Below are 23,497 nucleotides of genomic sequence, written 5' to 3'. Positions count from 1 at the left end.
TAACCCGACCCCGGCGTGCGAGAGGGGCGGGCCGGCTCTCGCCGACCCGCCCCTCCGTCGTGACCGCTACTGCTGCAGCGTGCCGAGCTTCACGTCGACCTGCTGCTTCTGCCCGCCGCGGATGACCGTCAGCTTCACGTCGCTGCCGCCGGGCATCGCGCGGACCTGCGCCGTGAGGTCGCTGGCCTTGCTGATGGGCCGGCCCTCGAAGGCCGTGACGATGTCGCCCGAGCGCAGGCCGGCGTCCGCCGCCGCCCCGCCGCTCTGCGGCTCCGCGATGAACGCGCCGCCCACCGGCGTGGACGAGTCGCCCTTGGCGACGTCGCGGACGCTGGCGCCGAGCAGTCCGTGCGAGGCGGAGCCGCCCTGCATGATCTCCTGGCCCACGCGCTTGGCGAGGTTGGACGGGATCGCGAAGCCGACGCCGATGTTCCCGGAGGTGCCGCTCGTCCCGCTCGCGTTCGCGATGGCCACGTTGACGCCGATGAGCTTGCCGTCGCCGTCCAGCAGAGCCCCGCCGGAGTTGCCGGGGTTGATGGCCGCGTCGGTCTGGATCACCGCGAGGCTGATGTTCGCCGCGGGCTGCCCCTGGCCCCCGGAGCCGCCCTGGCCGGAGCCGCCCTGTCCGCCGGAGCCGCCCTTGCCCTCGTTGCCGAACGGCCAGAAGTTGAACGGGGTCTCGTCGCTCTGGCTGCCGTCGCCCGGCGTCTGCGGGGCCGCCGAGGAGGCGACCTGGATGCTGCGGTCCAGGGCGCTCACGATGCCGTCGGTGACCGTGCCGGAGAGGCCGAGGGGCGAGCCGATCGCGATCGCCGTGTCGCCGACGTTGAGCTTCGACGAGTCGGCGAACTCGATGGGCGTCAGCCCGCTCGCGCTGTCGAGCTTGATGACGGCGAGGTCGACCACCGGGTCGGTGCCGATGAGCTTGGCCGTGTAGAGCGCGCCGTCCGCGGTCTTGACCTGGATGGATCCGTCGCCGATCTCACCGTCGAGGGTGACCACGTGCGTGTTGGTGAGGACGTAGCCGTCGGCGGAGAGGATCACGCCCGATCCGGTGCCGGCGCCCGTGGCGCCCGCGACGGAGATGGTGACGACCGATCCCGAGGCCTTGGCCGCCACGGCGGTGATCGGCGTGGCGTCCTCGGGGTCGTTGACCGTGATGTTGGCCGGTGACTGGCTCACCGCGTCGGAGGCGTCGTCGTCGTGCGCCACGGCCCAGGTCGTGAGGCCGCCCGCGGCTCCGCCGATGAGGGCGCCCACGGCGAGCATCGCGACCAGCGGGAGGGCCTTGCTCGCCTTGCGCCGCGGCGGTGCGGCGGCCGCGCCCGAAGCGGATGCGGAGGGGTCCTGCGGGGACCCGGCCGGCGGGACGGCGGCAGCCGTGCCGTAGGCGAGCGTGTCGCGCTGGTCCGCCGACGGGGTGACGGGTGCGGTCGCGGGGCTCGTGGGAGCGGGATGGGCGGCCGCCGCGGGACCGTCGGGGGCGGGCCAGGAGGGATCGCCCTCGCGCGCCGGACCGGAGGATGCCGTGCCCGCCGCGTCGCCGTCGCCTCCCTGACCGGAGGATGCCGGGCCCGCCGGGGAGCCGTCGGGACCCGTGGCGCGTGCGCGCGCGGCCTCGTCGTCGCCGGCTCCGTGGGGACTGTCAGTCATCAGTGGTGCTCCTCTCAGGTGGTGCCAGCATCACGGTGGAGTCTGGGCGTTGTCTATGGCCGTGCTGACAGGCGTCGCCGCAGGCGGCGCCCGCACCGGGCGGGCGTCGGATGGCGACGTGCTCCCGGCTCCCCCGCCGTGATGTCCCGAGCGTACGCGGCGGTCGGCCGCGCGTGCGGCGCCCCCGCCATGATGGGGGCCATGACGATCTCCGGCGCGTGGACGCGCGCAGCCCGCGGGGCCATGCTCCTGGCCGACGACGGGACGCCCGGCACGACCGTGTTCGCCGAGATGAGCGCGCTCGCGGCGGCGACCGGGGCGATCAACCTCGGGCAGGGCTTCCCCGACGAGGACGGCCCCGCCGAGGTGCTCGAGGCGGCCCGCGAGGCCATCGCCGCCGGGGCGAACCAGTACCCGCCGGGACGCGGGACACCCGAGCTCCGGGCCGCGATCGCCGCCCACCGGGCGCGGTTCCACGGCATCGACGTCGACCCGGCCACGGAGGTGCTCGTCACGGCCGGCGCGACGGAGGCGATCGCGGCGACGCTCCTCGCGCTCGTGGAGGAAGGCGACGAGGTCGTGACGCTCGAGCCGTTCTACGACGCGTACGGGGCGCTCATCTCCCTCGCGCGGGGCGTGCACCGCACCGTGCCCCTCCGCGGGCCCCGCTTCCAGCCCGACCTCGACGACCTGCGTCGCGCGGTCACGGACCGCACGCGCGTGATCCTCCTCAACGACCCGCACAACCCCACCGGGACGGTGCTCCGGCGGGAGGTGCGGGAGCTCGTGGTCGAGCTCGCCATCGCCCACGACGCGGTGATCGTGACCGACGAGGTGTACGAGCACCTGGTGTTCGACGGATCGCACGAGCCCATGTCCGTCCTGCCGGGCGCCCGGGAGCGGACCGTCAGCATCTCCTCCGGCGGCAAGACGTTCCGCACGACGGGCTGGAAGGTAGGCTGGCTGACCGCGCCCGCGCCGCTCGTGTCGGCGATCCTCGCGGTGAAGCAGTTCCTCACCTTCGTCAACGGCGCGCCGTTCCAGCCGGCCATCGCCGTCGGCCTGGCCCTGCCGGACGAGGTCTTCGCGGGGATCGCCGACGACCTGCGGGCCAAGCGCGACATCCTCGCCGCCGGCCTCACGGCCGCGGGCTTCCGGATCACGCTGCCCGCCGCGGGCTACTTCATCGTCGCGGACGCGGCGCCGCTCGGTTTCCCGGACGCCCGCGAGCTGTGCCTGCGGCTGCCGGAGCTCGCGGGCGTGGTCGCGGTGCCGCTCTCCGCCTTCTGCCGGGAGCCGCTCGCGACCGAGCACGCGTCGCTCGTCCGGTTCGCCTTCTGCAAGCGCACCGAGGTGCTCGAGGAGGCGGTGCGGCGGCTCGCCGGGCTGGCGGACCGCGCCCGCTGACGCGGCACCCGGGTACCACGGGGGCCGGAGCGCGGGGGCCGGAGGGGGGACGCGCCGCCGGAGGGGCCGGCCCTAACGTGGGATCCGCGGGCGCTGGGCCCGCGACCCCATCCTGAGGAGGCAGCGCGCATGATCGTCGCTGAGAACCTGACCAAGCGCTACGGCGCGAAGACCGCCGTGGACGGCGTGAGCTTCACCGTCCAGCCGGGCATGGTGACCGGATTCCTCGGTCCGAACGGCGCCGGCAAGTCCACCACGATGCGCATGATCGTCGGGCTCGACAGCCCCACGTCCGGCTCGGTGACGGTCAACGGCCGACGCTACCGGGACCTCCAGGCCCCGCTCCACGAGGTCGGCGCGCTCCTCGACGCGAAGGCCGTGCACACCGGCCGCAGCGCCTACAACCACCTGCTCGCCATGGCCGCCACCCACGGCATCCCGCGCGCCCGCGTCGACGAGGTCATCGAGATGACGGGCCTGCAGCCCGTCGCCAAGAAGCGCGTCGGCGGCTTCTCCCTCGGCATGGGCCAGCGGCTCGGCATCGCCGTGGCGCTCCTCGGCGACCCGCGCACGCTGATCCTCGACGAGCCCGTCAACGGCCTCGACCCCGAGGGCGTGCTGTGGGTGCGCAACATCACGCGCTACCTCGCCGGCCAGGGCCGCACCGTGCTCCTCTCCTCCCACCTCATGAGCGAGATGGCGCAGACCGCTGACCACCTGATCGTGCTCGGCCGCGGGCGCGTGCTCGCGGACGCGCCCGTCGCCGCGGTCGTCGCGGGGGCCACGAGTGGACTCGTCCGCGTCCGTTCCCCGCACGCCGACCGGCTCGGCCAGGCCGTGGCCCGCCCGGACGTCGTGGTGACGAGCGTCGAGCGCGACGTCATCGAGATCACCGGCCTCGACGCCGCGCAGGTCGGAGACGCGGCGATGTCCGCGGGCGTCGTGCTGCACGAGCTCACGCCCATCACCGCGTCCCTCGAGGACGCCTACCTGTCGCTCACGCAGGGCGACGTCGAGTACCACAGCGCCGCAGTCGGCACGACCGAGCAGGAGATCGCACGATGACCGCCACCCGCACCGCCTCCGCGCCCGCACCGGTGACGTCGGGCCGTCCCACCCTCCCCCGCCTCATGCGCTCCGAGTGGATCAAGCTGCGCACGCTGCGCTCCACCGTCTGGTGCTTCGCGCTGATCCTGCTGGTCTTCGTCGGCTTCTCCGCGATGTTCGCGCCCCCCATCGCCGGGCAGATGGGCGAACAGCTCGCGCTGGGCCGAGAACCCGCCACCCCGCTGCTGCTCCGCTTCACCCTCACCTTCTCGATCTTCGGCATGCTCGTCGCGGGCGTGCTCGGTGTCCTCACGATCAGCGGCGAATACTCCACCGGCATGATCCGCTCGACGTTCAGCGCCGCACCCCGGCGCCTCGGCGCGCTCGTGGCGAAGGGGATCGTGTTCACGGTCGTCACGTTCATCGTGTCGGCCGTGGCCGTCGTCGCCGCCGTGCTCGTGGGCCAGGCGTTCTTCATCGACGTGGGCGCGAAGATCGACATCGCCACCGGGGAGGCGTTCACCGCGATGCTCGGCGCAACCCTCTTCATCGTGCTCATCGGCCTGATGGGGTTCGCCTTCGGGATGCTGCTCCGCAACGGCGCCGCGGGGATCGGCGCCCTGATGGGCCTCGTCCTCGTCCTGCCGCTGATCGCGAGCATCCTGGGCGCGGTGCTGCCGTGGGTCTCGGACCTCCTCGAGTACCTGCCCTTCAACGCCGGGATGCGGCTGTACTCCTTGCCGTCCGGTTCGCCCGACGAGCTCGAGTTCTGGCAGGCGCTGCTCGTGATGGTCGGCTGGGTCGCCGTGATCCTCGTGCCCGCGCTGATCCTCGCCCGCAAGCGGGACGCCTGATCGACGCGGACCGGAGGGCGCCGTCGGGCGCGGCGACCGTCGCCGCGCCCGACGGCGTCCGCCTGCCCACCCCGCCTGGAGCCGTCCGCGGCTGGATGGCACGTCATCCGCGGATCGTGGACGGGGCGCTCGCCCTCGTCGTGACCTGGGCGTCGATCGCCTCGGGCGTCGTCGCCGGCAGCCGCTCGGCCGTGCCGGCCGGCGGCGTGGTGGTCGTGGTGCTGGCGCTCGTCACCGGGGTCGCGCTGATGGCGCGGCGCGTCCGACCCGTGACCGTGCTCGCGATCGCCGGAGCGGCGGCGGCCGCCACGGCCTTCGTCACCGACTCGTTCGACGGGTTCCCCATCGCGGTGGCGCTGTACGCGGTGGCCGTCCACGGATCGACCCGGCGGGCGTGGCTCGGACTCGGCGGCGCGGGGCTCCTCGCGGCGATCGTGGTGCCGGCCACCGCGGGAACCGGGCCGCTCGACCCCTCGGCGGCGACGCTGCTCGTCGTGAACCTCATCCCGATGCTCATCGCGACCCTCATCGGCACCAACGTGGGCGGCCGCAAGCGCTACGTCGACGCCCTGCGCGACCTCGCGGTGCAGCTCGCCCGCGAGCGCGACCAGCAGGCGCTCCTCGCGACCGCCGCGGAGCGGACCCGGATCGCGCGGGAGATCCACGACATCGTCGCGCACGGCATCACCGTCATGGTGACCCTCGCCGACGGCGCTGGCGCGAGCGCGGTCGCCCGGCCCGAGCTCGCCCGCGAGGCCATGCGCGAGGTCGCCGAGACCGGGCGCACCTCGCTGTCCGAGATGCGGCGGATGCTCGGCGTCCTCGCCGAGGACGCCGACGCGGACGCGCCGCCCCTCCGCGCACCCCAGCCGGGGCACGGCGAGCTGGCCGCGCTCGTCGACTCGTTCCGCTCCACCGGCCTGCCCGTGCGCTTCACCACGACGGGTGCTCCGCCCGACGACCCGGGCCGCCAGCTGGCGGTCTTCCGCGTCGTGCAGGAGTCGCTGACCAACGTGCTGCGGTACGCGCCGAACGCCGGCCGCGTCGACGTGCGCGTGGACCACCGACCCGACGCGATCACCGTCGAGGTCACGGACGACGACGCCACCGGACCCGTCGTGCCGCCCGTCCCCGGCAGCGGACGCGGGCTCCTCGGCGTGTCCGAGCGGATGGCCGTGTACGGCGGGACCGCGTCGGCCGGTCGCCGCGAGGGCGGCGGGTGGCGCGTCCACGCCACCCTGCCGAGCGGCCGCCACGACGTACGACCCGGGGACGGCGACAGCCGTGCCCCGCTCCCCCCGCGGATCCAGGAGGACCGATGACCGACCCCGCCCGCCCCGTCCGCGTGCTCATCGTCGACGACCAGGCGCTCGTGCGCATGGGCTTCCGGATGGTGCTCGACGCCGAGCCCGGCATCGACGTGGTGGGCGAGGCCGCCGACGGACGCGCGGCCGTCGCGCGGACCGGCGAGCTCGCGCCCGACATCGTGCTCATGGACGTGCGGATGCCCGGCATGGACGGCATCGAGGCCACCACCGAGATCGTCGCGCGCCACCCGGCGACGCGCGTCATCGTCCTCACCACGTTCGACCTCGACGAGTACGCGTTCGCGGGCCTCCGCGCCGGCGCGAGCGGGTTCCTGGTGAAGGACACGCGGCCCGAGCACCTCATGGAGGCGATCCGCGCGGTCGCCGACGGCGACGCCGCCATCTCCCCGCGCGTGACGCGCCGCATGATCGAGCTGCTCGGCCCCGCGATGCCCGCGACCGGCGGCGCGGCCGGGACGGGCGAGGGCGCGGCCGACCCGCGACTGCGCCCCCTGACCGCCCGCGAGCTGGAGGTGCTCACGGCGCTGGCCGAGGGGCTCACCAACCAGGAGATCGCAGGACGCCTGTTCCTGTCGGAGTCGACGGTGAAGACGCACGTGGGCCGGGTGCTCGCGAAGCTCGAGGTGCGGGACCGCGTGCAGGCCGTGATCCTCGCGTACGACTGCGGGCTCGTGCGGCCCGGTGCGTGACCGCAGGACGGGGGCGTCGCGACGGCCCGTCCCGGCGCGAGAGGATGGAGTCCCCGGAGATCGGCCGGGTGGGCACCCGAGGAGCGGCATGACCACGATCCACGCGGACGCGCGCGCCGCCGTCCGCCCCCTCCCCCTGGCCCGGCGCGCGGCGGATCCGCCCGCGGGCGACCCCGGCACGGGCACCGGCGCGAGCCCCGGCGCGAGCCCCGGCTCCGACACGTCCCTGCTGGAGCGCCCCGACACCCCGCCGGTCTGGAGCTGCGTGGTCTGGAACGACCCCGTGAACCTCATGACGTACGTCTCCTACGTGTTCCGCAGCTACTTCGGCTTCACGCGCGAGCGCGCCGACGAGCTCATGCTCCGGGTGCACGAGGACGGCCGGGCGGTCGTCGCCACGGGGATCCGCGAGGAGATCGAGCGCCACGTCCTCGCCATGCACGGCTACGGCCTCTGGGCGACGCTCGAGCGGGTGGACGCGTGAGGGCCTTCCGGGCTCGGCCGGACGGCACCGTCGCCGCGCACCTCGAGCCGCACGAGGTCCAGATGCTGCGCGGTCTCCTCGGCGAGCTCCGCGGGATCCTCGACGAGGGCGCCGCGACCGGCGGCGCCACGGACGGCGCCGCCCCCTCCCCCGTGGCCGAGCGGCTGCTGCCCGACGCCTACCCGGACGACGCGGAGGCGTCCGCGGAGTTCCGGCGCTTCACGGCGTCCGACCTCTCGGAGGCGAAGGCCGCGAACGCGACCACGGTCGAGGCCACCCTCGCGGAGGCCGACGCGCGCGGGGCGGGACGGCGCGGGCTGCTCGTGGTGCTGGATCCGACGGGCGCGCAGGCCTGGCTCCGCACCCTCAACGACCTCCGGCTCGCGATCTCGGTGCCGCTGCGGATCGACGAGGCCGACGGCTGGCGCGACCGCGCGCCCCGCGAGAGCGCGAGCCTCTACGACTGGCTGACCTTCGCCCAGGGCTCGCTCATCGAGGCCGTCGACCGCTGAGCGTCGGCGGGGCACCCGCCGCGCACCGGCTCCACGCGGCGCTCCGGCGAGCATGATGGAGGGGACCCGCGGACCAGCCGGCCCGCCGGGTCCCGTCCGCAGGAGAGGAGCAGCATGCGCGTCGTCGTCATCGGAGCGACCGGGAACCTGGGGACCGGGGTGCTCCGGCGCCTGCACGCGGCGGGGGCCGAGATCGTGGGCGTCGCGCGGCGCATGCCCGACGCCTCCCTCGAGCCGTACTCCGGCGTCACCTGGCGGCTCGCCGACATCGGCGCGGCGGGTGCCGTGTCCGGGCTCGCGGCCACCATGCGCGGCGCCGACGCCGTGATCCACCTGGGCTGGGCCCTGCAGCCGAACCACCGCGAGCGCGTGATGCACCGCACCAACGTCATCGGCACCGCCCACGTGCTGGAGGCGGTCGCGCAGGCGCGCGTGCCGCAGGTGGTCGTCGCCTCCTCGGTGGGCGCGTACAGCGCGGCGCCGAAGGACCGGCCGCGCGACGAGTCGTGGCCCACCGGCGGGATCCACACGTCGCACTACTCCCGGCACAAGGCCGAGAACGAGCGGGCGATGGACGCGTTCGAGCAGGAGCACCCGGACGTCGTGGTGACGCGCATGCGCCCCGGGCTCGTGATGCACGACGAGGCCGCCGCGGAGATCGCGGGCCTCTTCCTCGGCCGCTGGATCCCCACGCGCTGGCTGGGCCTCGCCACCCGCACCCCGGTGCTGCCGCTCCCCCGCGAGCTGGTGTCGCAGGTCGTGCACAACGAGGACGTCGCGGACGCGTTCTGGCGCGCCGTCGAGCGGCGCGCGCCCGGCGCGTTCAACATCGCCGCCGAGCCGGTCGTCGACCCCGCGCTCGTCGGCCGCCTGCTCGACGCCCGGGTCGTGGTCGTGCCGCTGCCGGCGCTCCGCGCGCTCGTGTCCGCGAGCTGGCGCGCGCGCGTCCAGCGCACGGATCCGGGATGGATCGACATCGCCGCGAACGTGCCCGTCATGTCGACGGCGCGCGCTCGCGAGGTGCTGGCCTGGACGCCCACGCACACGGCCGAGGAGGTGCTGACCGAGTTCGGCCGCGCCTTCGTGCACCGCAGCGGCCGCGAGGGCTCGGCGCCGCTCGCCGGATGACGGAGGACGCGGACTTCGTCGCGGCGGCGCTCGAACGGGAGGGCGCCTGGTACCGCGCCGAGGCGGAGCGCGAGCGGCTGGGCTCCGACCTCGAGTTCGTGGGCGCGTCCGTCGGCGCCGTCCGCGGCACGGTGCGCGACCTCGGCCGCCGGCGTCCCGGGATGACCCGCGACCAGGCGGTCGCGCTCGCCTCGGAGCTCTGGCGGTCGCGCGTGTACGAGCGACGGCTGGCGGCGGTCGTGCTGCTGCAGGAGCACGTCGACCGGCTCGACAACGGCGACCTCACGCGGATCGAGGGCTTCGTGCGGGACGCGCGGCTGCGGGCCCTCGTGGACCCGCTCGCCCTCGACGTCATCGGCCCGCTCGTCGAGCGCCTGGCCGGGCCGGCCCGCGCCAGGGCCGATGCCGCGCTCGACCGCTGGGCGGGCGAGGCCGACGTATGGCTGCGTCGCGCCGCCCTGCTCGCGCCCACGCGCCCGCTGCGCGCGGGCGGCGGCGACTGGGACGGCTTCGTCCGGCGCGCGCGGCTCGCGCAGGCCGCGCCGCGCGGCGGGCACGACGTGGTGCGCGAGGCGGTCGAGCGGGTGCGGGACGTCGTGCAGGGCACCCGCCCGGACCTCGCCGCGGATCCGGTCCCCGACGGCTGAGCGCGCGGTCCCGCATCACGCGCATGGGAGCTCGACCGCCTCAGCTCACGCGCGCAGCCACACCGCCGTCTCGCCCGGCAGCTGGGCCGCTCCCGCGGAGTCGACGTCGTCGCCCAGCGGCCCGCTCGCGACGAGCACCTCGCCGACCGGCATGGGCACGGGCGTGGCGCGGAAGTTGACCACGACCTGCCAGCCGCCCGGCCGCACCGCGTGCAGGACCCCCTCCTCCGCTGGGAGCCACTCGAGCGTCTCCCCCGTCTGCAGCTCGGCGCGCAGGGCGAGCGCGCGACGGTACAGGTGCAGCGTGGAGGTCGGGTCGGCCTCCTGCACCTCGACCGACGATGCGCCGAACCACGCGGGCTGCGGCAGGTGCGCGCCTGCGTCGCTGAAGCCGAACGCCGGTCCCGAGCGCTCCCACGGGAGGGGCACGCGGCAGCCGTCGCGGCCGATGTCCACGCCGGGGTTCCGGAAGTACGACGGGTCCTGGCGGGCGTCGTGCGGGATGTCCGCGACCTCCTGCAGGCCGAGCTCCTCGCCCTGGTAGAGGTACGCGGATCCCGGTAGCGCCAGCATGAGGAGCGACGCCGCGCGCGCGCGCCGGAGGCCTGCCGCCACGTCGACCTCGGGCGCGCGCCCGCCCGACAGCAGCCACGCCGCGCCCTGCTTCACGGGATCCCCGTCGCGCGGGGGCAGCCCGTAGCGGGTCGCGTGCCGCACGACGTCGTGGTTGGAGAACACCCACGTGCTCGACGAGCCGGACTCCTCGGACTGGCGGAGGTTCGCCGTGATGATGCGCTGGAACTGCTCCGCGTCGAAGTCCGCCTCGAGGAGGTCGAAGTTGAACGCCTGGCCGAGACCCTCCGCGCTCGCGTAGCGGTGCCGGCGGGACGCGTCGACCCACGCCTCGGCGACACCCGTGCGCGGCGGGTCGTAGAGGTCGAACACGCGGCGCCACTCGGCGTAGATGCCGTGCACCTCGTCGCGGTCCCACAGCGGGTGGTCGCCGGCGGTCTGGTCCCACGCGTCGAGCTCCGCCTGCGAGGGCAGCTCGTCGGGCAGGTGCTTGGCCAACCCGTGCGCCACGTCGACGCGGAAGCCGTCGACCCCGCGGTCGGACCAGAAGCGCAGGGTGGCGAGGAAGTCCTCGCGCACCTCGGGGTTCGACCAGTCGAGGTCGGGCTGCTCGGTCGCGAAGTAGTGCAGGTACCACTGGCCGTCGCCGACCGGCTCCCACGCGGGTCCGCCGAACGCGCTCGTCCAGTCGGCGGGCGGCAGCTCGCCGCGCTCCCCGAGGCCGTCGCGGAAGACGTAGCGGGCTCGGGCGGCGGATCCGGGCTCGGACGCGAGCGCCTCCGGGAACCAGGCGTGCCGGTCCGAGGTGTGGTTCGGCACGATGTCGACGATGAGCCGGATGCCCGCGTCGTGCAGCGCGCGCACCATGTCGTCGAAGTCATCGAGGGTGCCGAGGCGCGGATCCACGTCGCGGTAGTCGTCGACGTCGTAGCCGCCGTCCGCGAGCGCGGACGGGTAGAACGGGCTGAGCCACACCGCGTCGATCCCGAGCTCGCGGAGGTAGGGCACGCGGCGGGTGATGCCCGGCAGGTCGCCGATGCCGTCGCCGTCGGTGTCCTGGAAGCTGCGCGGGTAGATCTGGTAGACGGCGGCCTGGCGCCACCACTCGGCGTCGGGGGTCCGGGGCGTCCGGTCGGGGGCGTGCTCGAGCTGGTCGGTCATCGGGTGGGTGCCTCTCGGTCGAAGGTGGTCGTGCGGGTGGATGAGGAGGCCGCGGCCGGGATCACTTGATGGCGCCCTGCGTCACGCCCGCCATCACCCAGCGCTGGGTGAAGAGGTAGACGACGATCGCCGGCGCCATGGCCATGAGGTACGACGCGAACGCCACGTTGTAGTCGTTGCTGAACTGCGTCTGGAAGATGCTCTGCACCACGGGCAGCGTCTGGAGCGCCGGATCCGCCGTGATGAGCGACGGCATCGCGAAGTCGTTCCACGAGGCGAGGAAGGCGAAGATCCCGACGGTGGCGCTCATGGGCGCGAGCAGCGGGAAGACCAGCTGCCAGAACACCTGCCAGGTGGTCGCGCCGTCGAGCCGGGCGCTCTCCTCGAGCTCGGCGGGCAGCGATCGGAGGAACGCCGAGAACAGCAGGATGCTGAAGGACAGCTGGAACATGATGTGCAGGATGGCGACGCCCGCCGGGTTGTCGAGCCCCAGCAACCCGGTCAGCTTGATCTGCGGCAGGGCGACGACCGGGAACGGCAGGAACATCGCCGCGAGCAGGTAGTAGAAGGAGTACCGGAAGAGCTTCCTGTCCCAGTTCCGCGCGATGGCGTAGGAGGCGAGCGACGCGAGGATCACGGTGCCGGCCACGGTCGCCGCCGTCACCAGCACGGAGATCCCGAAGGCGCGTGGGAAGTCGGTGAGCTCCCACGCGGCCCGGAACGCGCCCACGTCGACGGGCGCGGGCAGGCTGAACGCGTTGCCGTCGACCGCCTGCGCGCTCGTCTTGAACGCCATGGAGACGGTGACGTAGAGCGGGACGAGCACCGTGAGAGTGCAGAGGACCAGCAGGATCGTGAGCGGCATGCTGCGCCGCTCCTGCCCGACGCGGCCGCCGGAGCGGCGCCTCGGCGCGTCGGGGTCGCCCGTGCGGCGCGCGGGCGGGGACACGATCGCGGGATTCGCCATCAGACGGCCGCCTTTCCGCGGGTGAGCTTGAGCTGCAGGAGGGAGATGGCGATCGCGATCACGAAGAAGAGCGTCGCGTTCGCCATCTGGTAGGCGTAGTCGCCGCCGGTGAAGCCCGTGAAGATGGTCATCGCGACGCTGCGGGTCGACGTGCCCGGCCCGCCGTTGGTGAGGCCGACGATGATGTCGTAGGCGTTGAGGAAGTTCTTGAAGCCGATGATCGTGTTGATCACGATGTAGCCGGAGACGAGCGGCAGCGTGATCGAGCGCATCTGCTGCCACCCCGTCGCGCCGTCGATCGAGCTCGCCTCGTAGACCTCGCCGGGGATCGCGAGCAGGCCCGCGATGTAGATGAGGAGCGAGCTCGGCACGGCCTGCCACGCGGTCACGACGACGATGGCGAGCCAGGCCGTGTCCGCGTCGGCGAGCACGCTCGAGGAGAGCGGGCCGATCCCGAGGGCCGTGCCCAGCGCGGGCAGCGAGTTCGAGAACAGGAAGTTGAAGACGAACGCGATGATGATGCCCGAGACGACCATGGGGATCACGAAGACGGCCCGCAGCGCGTTGCTGAAGCGGATGCGCGCGGTGAGGCCGACGGCCAGGAGGAACGCGACGACGTTCACGAGGATCACCGTGACGAGCGCGAAGCCCAGCGTGAAGCCGTAGGAGCTGAGGATCGCGGGATCCGTGGCCATCGCCGTGTAGTTGGTGATGCCGACGAAGGAGAAGTCGCCGAACCCGATCGAGTCGGTGAAGCTGTAGAAGACGCCGAGCGCCGCCGGCAGCGTGATCGCGAGCGTGAAGAGCACGAGCGTCGGGATGAGGAACAGGTAGAAGACCGGGTCGGTCCTCCTGCCGGTGCGCGCGGCACGGGGCCGTGCGCCGGATGGCGCGGCCGCGACGGGCCGGGCGCTGATGGGGGTGGTGGTCGCCACGAGGTGATCTCCTTCGATCCGTCGGCGGTTCAGGTGCGGGAGGCCAGGCGACGCCAGTCGGCGTCCATGGTCCGCAGGGTGGCGGCGGCGTCCTGGCCGGTGACGATGCCCTGCACGTAGTTCTCGGTGGGGATGGTGAGGGGCACCGACTTCGACGCCCCCTGGTAGAACGCCCCGTCGTCGTAGAAGGCCTGCATGTCGACGATGCGGGGGTCGGTGACGGGCGGCGCGCTCGTCGTCGTCCCGAAGGCCAGGAACTCCTCGTTGTAGGCGTCCTGGATCTCGGGGGTCATCAGGAAAGACAGGAACTCCCGCGCGGCCTCCTTCTTGGCGGAGGACTCGGGGATCCAGAGGGCGAGGTCGAGGTTGACGCGCACGCGGCGGTCGGCGGCATCCTCCGTCATCGGCAGCGGGAACGTGCCGAGGTCGGCGTCGGGCGCGGTCTTCGCGATCTCCGCGAGCGCCCAGGGGCCCTGCATGAGCATGCCCGCCCGGCCCTCGGCCATCGCGAGGTTCCCGTCGCCGTAGCCACGGCTCGACGCGTCGCGGTTGGAGTACGCGGCGAGCTGGAGCATGCGATCGACGGGCTCCGCGAAGTCCCGCTCGAAGGAGACGCCGGCCCCCTCGCCGACCTCCGTGCCCGCCTCCCCCATCCGGGCGAAGAAGTCGGCGACGTCCAGGGATCCGCCCGTCGTGTAGTCGAAGAGCCCCTGCGCGACCGTCCACGGCTCGCGGAACGTGCTGTAGAGCGGATCGACGCCGCCCGCGCGCAGGGCGTCGGCCACGGCGAGCAGCTCCGTCCAGGTGGTCGGGACCTCGAGGCCCTGCCCGCGGAACGCCTCCCGGTCGTAGATGACGGACGCGGCGGTGATCGAGTACGGCAGCACGCTCGTCCGCCCGGGGTAGGTCGCGTACTGGTCGACCAGTTCCCGCACCGCGGGGCGGATCGTCGACGCCTCCGGCATGTCGCCGAGGTCGCTCAGGGCGCCGCGCTCCATGAACCGCGCCATCTCGAGGTTGTAGGTGAACGCGGCGACGTCCGGCGGGTTGCCGCGCACGAAGCCCGCGGCGATGCCCGACGTCGTGTCGTGGCTCACGCGGATCGACGACTGCGACTCGTTGAACCGCTCGACGAGGTCGGAGAAGTACCCGATCGCCTCGGGCTTGGTCTGATAGAAGGTGATGTCGGTGCGCCGGGGCCCTCCCGGCGAGGCGCATCCGGCGAGGACCAGGCTCGCCCCGACCGCTCCTATCCCGGCGAGGACGGAGCGTCGGGTGAGGAGCCCTGGCGTGGGCAGCGGGGGTGTGGGCACGTCGTCGTCTCCCGGTGGTCGGCCCGGCGGCGATGCCGGGACGGGTTGATTGGAGGTCTAGATTTAGACCGTAGATGAATCCGGCCGGTGGCACAATGGCCAACAGCGGACGACGGTCGACCACACGAGGCGGGCAGCACATGACGATCGCAGCGGCGACCGGCGCCTCCTCCCCCGGGGTCCTCCGGCGGATCAACGCGGGCGAGGTGCTGCGGCACGCCTGGGATGCCGACGTCGTGACCGCGAGCGACCTCATCCGCCGCACAGGACTCACGCGGTCCACCGTCATCGGGGTCTGCGACGACCTGATCGCCCGCGGCTGGTTGACCACGACCGACGACGCCCGGTCCACGGGCGCCTACCGCACGGGTCGGCCGGCGAGGCGGTACACGCTCGTCGCCGACGCGGCCCATGTCGTCGGCGTCGATGCCGGGCAGCACCACGCGACGGCCGTCGTCGCCGACCTCCGCGGCCGCGTCGTCGGTCGCGCGACGGGCGAGCTGGATCCGGACCCCGGCGGCCCCCACGCCGGGGCGACGCGACGCGCGGCCGTCGCGCGGCTCGTCGCGGCGGCCCGCGAGGAGGCCGGCGTGGCGGCTTCCGAGGTGCTCGTGATCACCGTCGGCGTCCCCGCCCCCACCGACCTCGAGGGCGCGTCGCCCGAGGGCGTCGGCGGCTTCTGGCCGACCATGAACCCCGGCTACGCCACCCATCTGGCGCGCCCCGGCACGCACGTCATCGTCGAGAACGACGCCAACCTCGCGGCCGTCGCGGAGCGGGCGTTCGGCCAGGGGCAGGACGTCCTATCCACCGTGACCCTGCTGGCGGGCGAGCGGTTCGGCGCGGGCTTCGTGCTCGACGGGCGCCTCGTGCGGGGGCGGCGCGGGGCCGCCGGCGAGATGGGGCTGCTCGACCTCGTCGCGGGCGTGGGGTCGGCCCACGGTATCGGGCTGCTGCTCCGCGAGTGGGCGCGCGCCGGACGCGACGACGGGACGATCGACGCCCGGTCGACCCTGGCCGCTGTGCCGCTGGATCAGCTGGGCGCTCCGGAGGTGCTCGCGGCCGCGGACGACGGCGATCCGTGCGCCCTCGCGCTGGTCGACCGCCTCGCGGCCCGGCTCGCCCGCATCTGCGTGGTGCTGGAGGGCATGCTCGACGTCGACCGGATCATCATCGCGGGCGCCGTGGCCCCGGCCGCGGGTCTCCTCATCCACCGCACGATCCCGCTCCTCGCGGAGATCGCGCATGGCCCCGCACCCGAGGTCGTCGCCTCGGAGCTCGGGGACGGCGCCGTGACGCTGGGCGCGGTGACGCGGGCGCTCGACCACGTCCGGGCCTGCGCGTTCGAGCTCGACCTCCCCGGGCACCGGCGCGGGGAGGCAGGGCGCGCTGGCTCCTGACGCCCCCGTCGCCCGCGGGTACGTTCGGGACATGACCTTCGACGACGACGCCCGCATCGACACGAGCAAGGTCACCCGGCGCCGCGGCGGCCGAGGCCGCACGACCGGGATCGCGGCGGGCGGCGGCGGGCTCGTGGTGGTGATCGCGGTGATCCTCGTGCAGCAGTTCACGGGCGTCGACCTGTCGCAGCTGGTCGACGGACGGGGCGGGGCCGGCGCGGGCGGCGCGTCCGAGGAGCGCGACGAGGCGATCGAGGGCTGCACGACCGGTGCGGAGGCGAACGCGAGCGTCGACTGCCGCATGGCCGGCGCGGCCGACTCGCTCGACACGTACTGGACCACCGCGGCGCCCGAGGCGGGCGTCGCCGACTACGCCTCCCCGGGCTTCTCCCTCTTCGACGCCGCGACCACGACCGGCTGTGGCGAGGCGTCGAGCGCCACCGGGCCCTTCTACTGCCCGCCGGACCAGCGGCTCTTCGTCGACACGACCTTCTTCGAGGAGCTCCGCACGCGCTTCGGCGCCTCGGGCGGACCGCTCGCGCAGATGTACGTGGTGGGGCACGAGTGGGGCCACCACATCCAGCAGCTCTCGGGCGCGTTCGACCGGGCCGACCGCCGCGGCACCGGCCCGACGTCGGACTCCGTGCGGCTCGAGGTGCAGGCCGACTGCTACGCGGGCGCGTGGGTCGGCGCCGCGTCGGAGATCCGCGACGACACGGGCACGGCGTTCCTCGAGCCCGTGAGCGACGCCGAGGTGCGGGACGCGCTCGACGCGGCGGCGGCCGTGGGCGACGACCGCATCCAGGCGGCGAGCGGCGGCGAGGTCGACCCGCACACCTGGACCCATGGATCCGCCGAGCAGCGCCAGCGCTGGTTCGAGGCGGGTCGCGCGGGCGGCCCGTCGGCCTGCGACACGTTCGCCGTGCCCGGCGCCCGGCTCTAGTCCGCTGCCGCTACCCGTCCGCGGGGGCGGGCGGATCCGTGCGGAAGCCGACCAGCCGGTGCGTGCCGTCGCAGTAGGGCTTGATCGAGGAGACGCCGCAGCGGCAGAGCGCGACCGTCGTGCGCGTGCGCGGCACGGGCCGGCCCTCGGGGTCGACGATCTCGAACTCGCCGCGCACGAGGAGCGGTCCGTCCGGGTACGCGATGATCCGGGGCGGCTCGGCGGCGGCCGGTCGCGCGGGCGCCGCGAGGTCCTCGTCGTCCGCGGGGAGCGCGGTCACGGGGCCGCCACGACGGAAGCCGTCGAGCCCTCCCGGAGCGACGACCGGCCGGCCTTCCAGCTGGCGAGCACGTGCGCGCCGACCCAGCCCTCGGCCTCGAGGCAGGCCGCGGCGCCGAACAGCACGTCGTCGAGCAGCTCGGGCTCCGACTCGACCAGCCCGCCCGCGAGGTCGTGGGCCGCGATCTGCTCGTGCACCGCGTCCGCCTCGACGTGCTCGTCGTAGTACCAGGCCACGTCGTCGCCGAAGCCGAGGCGGCGGATCCCGCTGGCGTACAGGCGGCTCGGCACGCTCGAGGTCATCTCGAACGCGGCGAGGTGGCCGACGATGGCGCCGCGGAGGCGACGGTGCAGGCCGAAGAGCGACATGGCGTTCGAGGACGCGAGCGTGATCGCGGGCACGTCGTCGAGGTAGGCGCCGTACCGGTCGTCGAGGCCGACGCCGCGGAGGGTCGCGCCGAAGATCGTCGCGTGCACGCGCTCGGGGCGGCCGCCACCGTACTCGTCGGCCTGGATCTCGACCAGCGCGGCCTTGGACCGGCCGCGGAGGCGCGGGATCGCCCAGGAGTGCGGGTCGGCCTCGCCCAGCGTGTAGATCGAGCGGTGCGTGAGGAACTCGCGGAGCTGGTCCGCGGTCGCCGTGCGGGCGACGAAGCGCGACAGCGACGGCCCGGAGTCGGCCGAGGTGAGCGCGAAGAGCGCGGCGGCGACGCCCCCGGACGTGGGCTCGGGACGCTCGGGGACGGCGACGCGCTCGCGCAGGGCGGCCTCGAAGGCGGCCTCGAGGATCCCGCGCACGGCGATGAGGCGCGGGTCCCACTCGCGGTCGTCGTCGACCCCGGCGATCCCGGCGTGGTGCAGCTCGTAGAGGCAGAAGAGGGCGAGCTGGACGTCGTCGTCGCGGACGACGTCGTCCGTCGCGGCGAGCGCCTCCGCGGCGAGCGCGGCCAGGTCGGGGGCGGCAGCCATGGCGAGGGCGTCGCCGGCGGTGCCGCTGCCGGTGCGCGCGGATCCGTCGGCGCCCGCGTCCCGCGACGCCGCGGTCCCGGCCGGCGCGTCGAGGAGGTCGGCGATCAGCGCGGCGCTCAGCGGGCCGCGCGGCGCGGGGACGGGCAGGGGCAGGGTGCGGACCGCTTCGTGGGCGGTGAGGACGTCGGTCATGCACCCACCCTCCTCCGACCCGAGGACGCCCGGCCGGGCGTGTCGCCGCCGCCCCGGGCAGCGGTAAGGGAACGGGGTCGGGGGCGGCCGGCGGCCGAGCGGGTGCCGTGCATCCGGGATACTGCGGAGGGGCCCGCGTACGGCGGGCGCGGCCGGGCGCGAGGAGGATGCCGATGCGACGCGGCACGAACCTCCCCGCCATCGGCGGCTACAACCGCACGGTCGTGCTCGACGCGATCCGACGCGCGGCCGAGGGCGCGAGCCGGTCCGAGGTCGCCGAGCGCACCGGCCTCAGCGCGCAGACCGTCACGAACGTCGCCCGCCGCCTCATCGACGAGGGTCTCGTGCGGGAGGGCGGCACCGTGATCCGCGGGCCCGGCAAGCCCCGCACCCTGCTGCACCTCGTCGCCGCCGGCCGCCTCGCGGTGGGCGTGCACGTCGACCCCGCCGTGATCACCGCGGTGCTGCTCGACCTCGAGGGCGCCGTGCTCCGGCACGCGAGCTCCCCGACGCCGTCCGCGTCGCGCCCGGACGACGTCGTCGCGCTCGTGGCCCGGCTCGTGGACGGGCTGATCCGCGACGCCGGCGTCGACCGGGCGGCGGTGCTCGGCGTGGGCATCGCGGCGCCCGGGCCCATCGACGTCGCCGAGGGCCTGGTGCTGGATCCGCCGATGCTGCCGCTCTGGCGCCACGTGCCGCTCCGCTCCGCGCTCGCCACCGCGACGGGCCTGCCCGTGCTGCTCGAGAAGGACGTGACCGCCGCGGCCGTGGCCGAGCTATGGTTCGGCGACGGCGGCCGCCGGAACCTCGCCTTCGTCTACTACGGCACCGGGTTCGGCACGGGCCTCGTGCTGGGCGGCGAGCCCGTGCGCGGCGCGAGCTCCAACGCGGGCGACGCCGGGCACATCATGGTGGCGTCGCGGGGGCGGCGGTGCACCTGCGGGCGGATCGGCTGCGTCGGCGAGCTGATCACGCCGCACGCGCTCGTCCGCCAGGCCGTGGAGGGCGGGATCCTCGCGACGGGCGACGTCTCGGGTGCCGCGCTCGCGGAGGCCGCGGCGAGCGGCGACGCGGTCGACATGCGCCTCATCGGCGAGGCGTTCCAGGCCCTGGCCGTCCGCGCCGAGGCGGAGGACGGTCCCGCCCGCCGCATCGTCGAGGCGGCGGCGCGGCACCTGGCGCGCGCCGTCGTGATCCAGGTGAACCTCCTCGACCTCGACGAGGTGGTCTGCGGCGGGCCCTTCTGGCAGCCGATCTCGCGGGTCGTGCTGGAGCTCCTGCCCGAGGAGGTGCGCCGCTCCCCCGCGCTCATCGCCAAGCACCCCGTGCGGATCGTCGAGTCGGCGATCGGCGACGACGTGGCCGCGGTGGGCGCCGCCTGCCTGGTGCTCGACAACGCCTTCTCTCCGCGGCCGTCGGCGATGCTCATCCGCCCGTAGCGCCGCCGGGTCCGGCATGGACCACCGCGCGACCGCCCGAGGATGACGCCTGATGTCTTGACATGGATTAGTCCATACGTTTGGCTAACCCTCGACGACCGGCGACGACGCCGACCGTCCGGGCCAGTGGAGCAAGGGAGCACCATGACGAATCGAACGCCGCACCGCCGGACGCGAGCGCGCATCCTCCAGATCACGGCGGCCTCCGTCGCCGCCCTCCTCCTCGCCAGCGGCTGCTCGGGCGGCGCCGGCGGCGGGGACGGGAAGACCCTCAAGGTCGCGTACCAGAAGTTCGGCACCTTCACCCAGATGGACGAGCACATGAAGGAGACCGCGAAGACCTTCGAGGCCGCGAACCCCGGGATGAAGGTCGAGCTCGTGCCCATCGCCGCGCAGAACGACGACTACTTCACGAAGCTCGCGCTGATGAACCGCTCGCCCGCCACCGCCCCCGACGTCATGTACGAGGACACCTTCAAGGTCAAGTCCGACGCCGCCGCCGGCTACCTCCTCCCCCTCGACGAGCACGTGGCGACGTGGGACGACTGGTCGAGCTTCTTCGACTCCGCGAAGCAGGCGGGCGTCGGCGAGGACGGCAAGGTCTACGGGATCCCGATGGGCACCGACACGCGGGCCCTCTGGTACAGCAAGGACCTGTTCCAGAAGGCCGGTCTGCCCGTGCCGTGGGAACCCAAGACCTGGGACGACGTGCTCGACGCGGCGAAGACCATCAAGGCGAAGCTGCCGGACGTCGTGCCGCTCAACGTCTACTCGGGCAAGCCGCAGGGCGAGGGCGCCACGATGCAGGGCTTCGAGATGCTGCACTACGGCACGCCCACGGGCACGCTCTACGACGACGGCTCGGGCAAGTGGCTCACGGGCTCGCAGGGCTTCGAGGACTCGCTCGGCTTCATCCGCGACGTCTACCAGGGCGGCGTCGGCCCGAAGCCGGAGGAGGCGCTCGACACCAACATCGCCACCATCGTCGCCGGCCAGTGGCTGCCCCAGGGCAAGCTCGCCATCGACCTCGACGGATCCTGGTTGAGCGGCACCTGGCTCGACAGCGGCACGAACCCGTGGCCCGAGTGGGACACCGTGATGGGCCAGGCGCCCATGCCCACGCAGGACGGCCAGGCACCCGGATCGGTGAGCATGTCCGGCGGCTGGACCCTCGCCGCCGGCGCGAAGACGAAGGCCCCCGACAAGGCGTTCGAGTTCATCGCCGATGCGCTCGACAAGGAGGGCTCGAAGTCGTACGACATCGCCGCCAGCCAGATCGCGGTGCGCAGCGACGTGGCCGAGGATCCCGAGTACGTCTCCTCGAACCCGACCTCCGCGTTCTTCTCCTCGCTCGTCGACACCACGCACTTCCGCCCGGCGACCACCGACTACAGCCGCATCTCCAACGCGATCACGGTCGCCATGGAGTCGGTGATGACGGGCCAGCAGTCGCCCGAGGAGGCGGCGGCCGCCTACGACCAGGCCCTCGTCGGCATCGTGGGCGCCGACGGGACGCAGAAGGCCGAGGACTGACCCGTGGCCACCATCGCCCCCGTCCCGGTCGGCCCCGACGCCGACGTGCGGGGCGTCGACCAGCGGGGCGCGGCCGGACCGGGCGACGGCCGGGCGTCGGGCTCGAGCGGGCCGCCTCCGGTCCGCCCGGGACGCGCCCGTGCCCGCGCGCTCCGCACCGGCGCACGCACGGTCCCGCTGCTCCCCGCCATCGTGCTGCTCGCCCTGTTCCTCCTCGGCCCCGTGATCTCGAGCCTCTACGGCTCCTTCACCGACGCGTCCCTCACCGGGTACGCGGCCGGTGGCGCGCGGTTCATCGGCTTCGACAACTACACCGCGCTGTTCGCGGACCCCGACTTCCCGAAGTCGGTGCTCCTCACGCTCGCGTTCGTGTTCTTCTCGGCGGTGGTCGGACAGAACGTCGTCGGCCTCGGGCTGGCGCTCCTCATGCGCCAGGGGAACCGGGTCGTGCGCGCGGTCGTCGGCACCTTCGTCATCGCCGCCTGGGTGCTGCCGGAGATCGTCGCGGCGTTCGCCGCGTACGCGTTCTTCAACGACACGGGGACGCTCAACACGATCCTCGGCTGGTTCGGGATCCAGGGCGCGAACTGGCTCTACGGGCTGCCGCTGCTGTCGGTGATCCTCGCGAACGTGTGGCGCGGATCCGCCTTCTCGATGCTCGTGTACGCCGCCGCCGTGCAGGAGGTGCCGCCGGAGATCACCGAGTCCGCCGAGGTGGACGGCGCCACCGGGTGGCAGCGGCTCGTCTTCATCACGCTGCCGGTGATCCGCCGCAGCATCTCGACGAACCTCATGCTCACCACGCTGCAGACGCTCTCGGTCTTCACCCTCATCTACGTGATGACGGGCGGCGGCCCCGGCACCAGCAGCTCGACCCTGCCGATCCTCGCCTACCAGGAGGCGTTCCAGTTCTCGCAGCTGGGCTTCGGCACCGCGATCGCGACGATCATGCTCCTCGTCGGAGCCGTGTTCAGCGTGATCTACATCAGGGCGCTCCGCCCGGAGGTGGACTGACCATGGCCGTGACCACGATGACCTCGACCTCCACCCGGCCGGCGCGATCCCGGCGGTCGGCCCGTCCGCCGGGATCGCGCATGACCTCGCCGAGCGGCCGCGTGATGCGCGCCGTGGCGAACGCCGTGCTGGTGGTCGTCGCCCTGTGCTTCGCCGTGCCGCTCGTCTGGCTCCTGCTCGCGGCCTTCGACCCGTCGGCGACCCTGTCGGCGAAGGTCCCGAGCGAGTTCACGCTCGAGAACTTCCGCGCCGTCCTGACGCCCGAGATCTCCTTCATCCCGCTGATGAACAGCATGATCCTCTCGGGCGGCTGCGCGATCGTGACGGTGGTGGTCGCGATCCTCGCGGCGTACCCGCTGTCGCGGTACCGGATGCGCATCAACAAGCCCTTCCTCTACGGGATCCTCTTCGGGACCTGCCTCCCCATCACCGCGATGATGGTGCCCGTCTACAGCCTCTTCGTCACGCTCGACCTCATCGACTCGATCGGCGGCACGGTCTTCTTCCTCGCCGCCACGAGCCTGCCGATGGCGATCTGGATGGCGAAGAACTTCATGGACTCGGTGCCGATCTCGCTCGAGGAGGCGGCGTGGACCGACGGCGCGTCCATGTTCCGGACGCTGACCCACATCGTCGTGCCGCTCATGCGGCCGGGCATCGCGGTCGTGTCCATCTTCGTGTTCATCCAGGCGTGGGGGAACTTCTTCGTGCCCTTCATCCTGCTGCTGAGCCCGGACAAGCAGCCGGCCGCCGTGAGCATCTTCGACTTCTTCGGGCAGTACGGATCGGTCGCCTACGGCCAGCTCGCGGCGTTCTCGCTCGTGTACTCGGTGCCCGTCATCGCGCTGTACGTGCTCGTGTCGCGCACGCTCGGCGGCTCGAACGCGCTGGCGGGCGCCGTGAAGGGCTGATCGGCGGGCGGCATCCGCGTCGCCCCGCCGCCCGTGTCACCCTGCCCCACCCCGCCCCACCGGCGCGCCGTCCGCGTGCCGCCCGACCCATCCCGTCCGCGGTCCGCCGCGCCACACGA

The 23,497-nt window shown here is 73.8% G+C and carries 22 protein-coding genes; 15 read left to right on the top strand and 7 right to left on the bottom strand.

The genetic code is table 11. The annotated features are described in order from the left end of the window. Positions 1–66 precede the first annotated feature (66 nt). Positions 67–1,653, bottom strand: a complete 1,587-nt coding sequence (locus AWH51_RS06245; RefSeq protein ID WP_063071236.1) for a S1C family serine protease — start codon at positions 1,651–1,653, stop codon at positions 67–69. 201 nt (positions 1,654–1,854) lie between these two features. Between AWH51_RS06245 and AWH51_RS06240 the strand changes: the two genes are divergently transcribed. The 9 genes from AWH51_RS06240 (at position 1,855) to AWH51_RS06200 (ending at position 9,749) form a co-directional block, all read left to right on the top strand. Then, complete coding sequence (locus AWH51_RS06240; RefSeq protein ID WP_063071235.1) at positions 1,855–3,060, top strand: aminotransferase class I/II-fold pyridoxal phosphate-dependent enzyme; 1,206 nt, start codon at positions 1,855–1,857, stop codon at positions 3,058–3,060. 129 nt (positions 3,061–3,189) lie between these two features. Next, the gene (locus AWH51_RS06235) at positions 3,190–4,125 is read left to right on the top strand and encodes an ABC transporter ATP-binding protein (RefSeq protein WP_063071234.1); all 936 of its coding nucleotides are present in this window, start codon (positions 3,190–3,192) and stop codon (positions 4,123–4,125) included. Next, complete coding sequence (locus AWH51_RS06230) at positions 4,122–4,961, top strand: ABC transporter permease subunit (protein WP_063071233.1); 840 nt, start codon at positions 4,122–4,124, stop codon at positions 4,959–4,961. Before AWH51_RS06235 ends, AWH51_RS06230 begins: the two co-directional genes overlap by 4 nt. 116 nt (positions 4,962–5,077) lie before the next feature. Next, entirely contained in the window at positions 5,078–6,283 is a 1,206-nt protein-coding gene (locus tag AWH51_RS06225) for a sensor histidine kinase (protein WP_254654494.1), read from the top strand. Continuing rightward, entirely contained in the window at positions 6,280–6,978 is a 699-nt protein-coding gene (locus tag AWH51_RS06220) for a response regulator transcription factor (RefSeq protein WP_063071231.1), read from the top strand. Before AWH51_RS06225 ends, AWH51_RS06220 begins: the two co-directional genes overlap by 4 nt. 88 nt (positions 6,979–7,066) lie before the next feature. Further along, complete coding sequence (gene clpS / locus AWH51_RS06215; RefSeq protein WP_063071230.1) at positions 7,067–7,462, top strand: ATP-dependent Clp protease adapter ClpS; 396 nt, start codon at positions 7,067–7,069, stop codon at positions 7,460–7,462. Further along, positions 7,459–7,974: a DUF2017 family protein gene (locus tag AWH51_RS06210; RefSeq protein ID WP_063071229.1), complete on the top strand. Its 516-nt coding sequence runs from the start codon at positions 7,459–7,461 to the stop codon at positions 7,972–7,974. Before clpS ends, AWH51_RS06210 begins: the two co-directional genes overlap by 4 nt. Before the next feature lie 114 nt (positions 7,975–8,088). After that, complete coding sequence (locus tag AWH51_RS06205; RefSeq protein WP_063071228.1) at positions 8,089–9,102, top strand: NAD-dependent epimerase/dehydratase family protein; 1,014 nt, start codon at positions 8,089–8,091, stop codon at positions 9,100–9,102. Continuing rightward, on the top strand, positions 9,099–9,749 hold the full coding sequence (locus AWH51_RS06200; RefSeq protein WP_063071227.1) for a DNA alkylation repair protein: 651 nt from the start codon (positions 9,099–9,101) through the stop codon (positions 9,747–9,749). The genes AWH51_RS06205 and AWH51_RS06200 overlap by 4 nt, the downstream gene beginning before the upstream one ends. Positions 9,750–9,794: 45 nt before the next feature. On the opposite strand, the gene AWH51_RS06195 is transcribed toward AWH51_RS06200, so the two are convergent. The 4 genes from AWH51_RS06195 to AWH51_RS06180 form a co-directional block, all read right to left on the bottom strand. After that, positions 9,795–11,483: a glycoside hydrolase family 13 protein gene (locus tag AWH51_RS06195; protein ID WP_063071226.1), complete on the bottom strand. Its 1,689-nt coding sequence runs from the start codon at positions 11,481–11,483 to the stop codon at positions 9,795–9,797. A gap of 61 nt (positions 11,484–11,544) precedes the next feature. Further along, positions 11,545–12,450, bottom strand: a complete 906-nt coding sequence (locus AWH51_RS06190; protein ID WP_063071225.1) for a carbohydrate ABC transporter permease — start codon at positions 12,448–12,450, stop codon at positions 11,545–11,547. Continuing rightward, positions 12,450–13,385: a carbohydrate ABC transporter permease gene (locus AWH51_RS06185; protein ID WP_081234927.1), complete on the bottom strand. Its 936-nt coding sequence runs from the start codon at positions 13,383–13,385 to the stop codon at positions 12,450–12,452. The genes AWH51_RS06190 and AWH51_RS06185 overlap by 1 nt, the downstream gene beginning before the upstream one ends. Positions 13,386–13,414: 29 nt before the next feature. Continuing rightward, a complete protein-coding gene (locus tag AWH51_RS06180; protein WP_107490171.1) occupies positions 13,415–14,698 on the bottom strand; it encodes an ABC transporter substrate-binding protein in 1,284 nt (427 codons plus the stop codon). A 140-nt stretch (positions 14,699–14,838) separates the two neighbouring features. Between AWH51_RS06180 and AWH51_RS06175 the strand changes: the two genes are divergently transcribed. Next, positions 14,839–16,098 (top strand): ROK family transcriptional regulator, encoded by a 1,260-nt coding sequence (locus tag AWH51_RS06175; RefSeq protein WP_063071224.1) that lies wholly within the window; start codon positions 14,839–14,841, stop codon positions 16,096–16,098. 31 nt (positions 16,099–16,129) lie between these two features. Continuing rightward, positions 16,130–17,041 (top strand): neutral zinc metallopeptidase, encoded by a 912-nt coding sequence (locus tag AWH51_RS06170; RefSeq protein ID WP_063071223.1) that lies wholly within the window; start codon positions 16,130–16,132, stop codon positions 17,039–17,041. Positions 17,042–17,051: 10 nt separating this feature from the next. Here AWH51_RS06170 and AWH51_RS06165 read toward each other — a convergent pair whose 3' ends face one another. Together AWH51_RS06165 and AWH51_RS06160 are read right to left on the bottom strand one after the other, a co-directional pair. Further along, positions 17,052–17,321 (bottom strand): CDGSH iron-sulfur domain-containing protein, encoded by a 270-nt coding sequence (locus tag AWH51_RS06165; protein WP_063071222.1) that lies wholly within the window; start codon positions 17,319–17,321, stop codon positions 17,052–17,054. Further along, positions 17,318–18,481 (bottom strand): iron-containing redox enzyme family protein, encoded by a 1,164-nt coding sequence (locus tag AWH51_RS06160; protein WP_107490170.1) that lies wholly within the window; start codon positions 18,479–18,481, stop codon positions 17,318–17,320. The genes AWH51_RS06165 and AWH51_RS06160 overlap by 4 nt, the downstream gene beginning before the upstream one ends. A 173-nt stretch (positions 18,482–18,654) precedes the next feature. Here AWH51_RS06160 and AWH51_RS06155 point away from each other — a divergent pair, with 173 nt between their 5' ends. From AWH51_RS06155 to AWH51_RS06140, 4 genes are all read left to right on the top strand, one after another. Beyond that, positions 18,655–19,920 (top strand): ROK family protein, encoded by a 1,266-nt coding sequence (locus AWH51_RS06155; protein WP_063071221.1) that lies wholly within the window; start codon positions 18,655–18,657, stop codon positions 19,918–19,920. A 144-nt stretch (positions 19,921–20,064) separates the two neighbouring features. Continuing rightward, positions 20,065–21,453, top strand: coding sequence for an extracellular solute-binding protein (locus AWH51_RS06150; RefSeq protein ID WP_063071220.1), 1,389 nt, complete (start codon positions 20,065–20,067; stop codon positions 21,451–21,453). A gap of 45 nt (positions 21,454–21,498) precedes the next feature. Next, positions 21,499–22,467, top strand: a complete 969-nt coding sequence (locus tag AWH51_RS06145; RefSeq protein WP_063071251.1) for a carbohydrate ABC transporter permease — start codon at positions 21,499–21,501, stop codon at positions 22,465–22,467. A gap of 80 nt (positions 22,468–22,547) precedes the next feature. Then, positions 22,548–23,378: a carbohydrate ABC transporter permease gene (locus tag AWH51_RS06140; protein ID WP_254654493.1), complete on the top strand. Its 831-nt coding sequence runs from the start codon at positions 22,548–22,550 to the stop codon at positions 23,376–23,378. The last annotated feature ends 119 nt before the right edge of the window (positions 23,379–23,497 follow it).

The sequence above is a fragment of the Clavibacter tessellarius genome, from assembly GCF_001618005.1.
In the GTDB taxonomy this organism is placed as follows: Bacteria; Actinomycetota; Actinomycetes; order Actinomycetales; family Microbacteriaceae; genus Clavibacter; species Clavibacter tessellarius_A.
This window is presented reverse-complemented; position numbering and strand designations above follow the sequence as displayed.